Below are 2,882 nucleotides of genomic sequence, written 5' to 3' on the forward strand. Positions count from 1 at the left end.
GGCCGATTTGTCACTCCGACTCGTACATAAGTTCCGGTTTCTTTTCCCTTGGATTTCAGATAGTACGGCCTTTGGGTTCCCGGAGACACCGTAACGACGATAAGATTCTTTCCATCGACAGTACACGGAGCAATGTCAGGAACAATTGCAGGTTCGCAGGAATGATAAATCGCTGCCGCTATTGTGTCCATCACCTGAAAAAGGATGTCCGCATCAATTCCGACAATTCTTTTGGTGCCATCAGGAATACCGAAAACAATTTTGCCGCCCTGAGTATTAGCGAAAGCAACAACTGTTTTCGTGTATTCATCCGAGTTACCTGGGAGCTTTTCCCTGTACTCGATATTTCCGGACTCACCGTGAAGAAGTTCTTCTATGTTCACGACCGCAAAACCTTATTTAATCCTAGTCAGTACATCCTGGAACTTGGGGTAGCCTTTACACCATCATCCAAATCTATCGCAATCATCTGATCTGCGAGGTGATGAATCTTTTCTTAGTAAATGCGCAGCTCAGCTGCCTGATCTATAACCTTTGTCAGCTGCTTGTTAAGCTTAACCTTTTCAGAAGGGGTTTTCAATAAACATCCTGCTTTCAGAAAATTACTATCAGAAAATTAATGAATCGATAACGTCCATGGTATCTAAATTCTGACCTTCATACCAGAATTTAATTAAAGCTTCTTCATTATTATCAATAAAATTTCTGAAATAGCCGAGCATATCATTATCCAGTGTTCCGGGATCGCCAATGATTTCCTTTTCAGGAACGGTCATAAAGAATGCATGTTCCATATGGATTGCTTCATCAGTGTCTTGCTGGATTTTTATTCTCGGGTTTTCAAATGCAAATTCTCCTGTTGAAATACAAAGATTGGCCGGCAGGCTTTTATGATTCTTTTTTGAAAAAGTAATCGTATCATAAATGAAATCATCATTTTCATTTTTCTCGGGTTCCATAATTATTTCCTTAATTCGCTCTGCTGAATAATAAGTCAGATCACAATTTCTTTAAGATCTGTCGCAGAGAACAGCAGATCCTCTGCGGCAGAACGAGTCCGTGAAGGCGATTCTTTATCCAGGGATCATAGCTGCTCAAGCGCTGTATAGTCAGGCATTTCCAGGTTCAGCGGGAGGTACCCCTCCTGGTCTGCCTCCAGCATTAAGGAAAACGCCTCTTCCGGCGAATAACCAAGTCCTCTCTCGTAGTTAAAAAGGACAATAGCTTTTTGAAACACCGGAACATGATGAACTGCCCTAGGAGAGTCTGCAAGGATTACCTTTTTTCTTAAAAACTTCATAAGTTCTCTCTTTTCAGCGGAAGACAAAATCCAGTCATCGGGTCTCCTTTGGCCGATAAACACGTACTCAGGTTTCCTGAAAAGAATTCTTATCATTTTTGTTGCTTCTAACGCTGAAAAAGCATTACAGACCTTGAAGTACTCGTCTCCGGTTCTGTCCCTGCCAGGGCTGACAGCTATGCACATTCCGGCACACCTGGAAACGGTGGAGATATCGTTAAGTTCCTGTAACTCCGAAATAATCATCTCTAATCCTCACAGTGTGTTCATCAGAGCCGCGGAAATCAGCAGCGCATCCGCTGCTCAGGAAATCCCGGGGGCAAGACAGCGTCACGCTTTAATCCCTTTTAACCATTTTCAGCTCGGCCAGGTAAGTTTCCCATTTCTCTTCATCGGTCATAAACTCCAGATCTCTTCTTACCGCATCATCCAGCAGGCCCCCGGCTCGCTCTGAAGCCAGGATAGAATCCTCCGGGGTTTCCGCAGTGATAAAGCTCATGAAGTTCTCCAGAAAATCTCCCGGAGCGGGGGCTTCCTTCCGGTTCCGGAACTTCAGGGGCTCTAATTCAAGAAGGTTAAGACCGTTGAAATCCGGTTTTCTGACAATTACTCCGTTTACCGTTCTCTCCCGCATGAAAGCATAAAAGCTCTCCCATTTTTCCGGCCGAAGCAGATTCGCGCTGCTTCTTTTGACCACAAACTGCACCTTAAGGCATCTTGTTATCCCGAACCCTCTTAAAAGCTGCTTCTTTTTCTTCTTTGACGGGGTAATAAACTCCCAGGAAATGTAAAAGGCGTCCAGGAGAATGCCCTTATTGCCGGCGTCATTGTCAGAAGCGCCCTCTGAACTGTCCGGATTCACGTATTTTGCGTGGTCATCGAAAATGCCCTCCAGTACGCTGGTCATAGTACTGCCGCCGTCCCGGCTTAGAGCAAAGGTACCAGTGAAGCTTTCCGGCTTAAACTCGGGAACAAACCAGCGGCTCACCGCGCTCAGGGCAAATTCCTGAAAAACCTCTCCGTCCAGCAAATACCGGAGCCAGGAACCGGAATACCGCTTAAAAACCGGAGGAAGTCCCATTTCAGCAAGGGCAGCCTGTTTCTCCCGCAAAATGTCCTGATAGCATATTTCACTCATGGCGTAACTCCCCGAAAGTCAAAAAAAGAATCTGATAAAGAATGCCCGGAATCCGGAACTGCCGCCGGAAAAAGTCCGGAATACAAGACGATAAGGCAAATGCGCAGCCTGAACAGAGGGCCGGCTCAGCAGTGTGTAACTTGCGGAACTTCCCGAACCCCGAAGCTTCCTCATTTTCCAGGTTAAATTAAGCTTGTTTGCCGCCTTATATCGCAAAAAAGCTTATGACTTATATCATGATAAATAGACTACTGAACTAAGCAAAAGAAACGCTGTCAGCAACATTAAATATACTAATTCATACCCCGAATAGTCAAGAAAAAATCCCGGGCTCTGTAATTATTTTTTCAGTTTGCTGCTGCTGTCGTTTTTTGCTTATCAGTGAAGCCGGTACACCGTATCGCCGGCAACCTGTCAGCCTTTACCGGAAGATTTCTGAGAATT

General features: G+C 45.1%; 4 protein-coding genes. All 4 read right to left on the minus strand.

The window, feature by feature from the left end:
- Positions 1-383: helix-turn-helix domain-containing protein (locus ACJROR_RS11120; protein ID WP_406547112.1), on the minus strand; the 383-nt coding region annotated here is incomplete at its 3' end.
- Positions 384-608: 225 nt separating this feature from the next.
- Positions 609-959, minus strand: a complete 351-nt coding sequence (locus ACJROR_RS11125) for a hypothetical protein (RefSeq protein ID WP_406041243.1) — start codon at positions 957-959, stop codon at positions 609-611.
- Between the two features lie 125 nt (positions 960-1,084).
- The gene (locus ACJROR_RS11130; RefSeq protein ID WP_406547113.1) at positions 1,085-1,546 is read right to left on the minus strand and encodes a hypothetical protein; all 462 of its coding nucleotides are present in this window, start codon (positions 1,544-1,546) and stop codon (positions 1,085-1,087) included.
- A 91-nt stretch (positions 1,547-1,637) separates the two neighbouring features.
- Positions 1,638-2,438 (minus strand): hypothetical protein, encoded by an 801-nt coding sequence (locus ACJROR_RS11135; RefSeq protein WP_406041247.1) that lies wholly within the window; start codon positions 2,436-2,438, stop codon positions 1,638-1,640.
- Positions 2,439-2,882: the final 444 nt, after the last annotated feature.

Origin of the sequence: Succinimonas sp. (genome assembly GCF_045225735.1) — a bacterium.
GTDB lineage: Bacteria > Pseudomonadota > Gammaproteobacteria > Enterobacterales > Succinivibrionaceae > Succinimonas.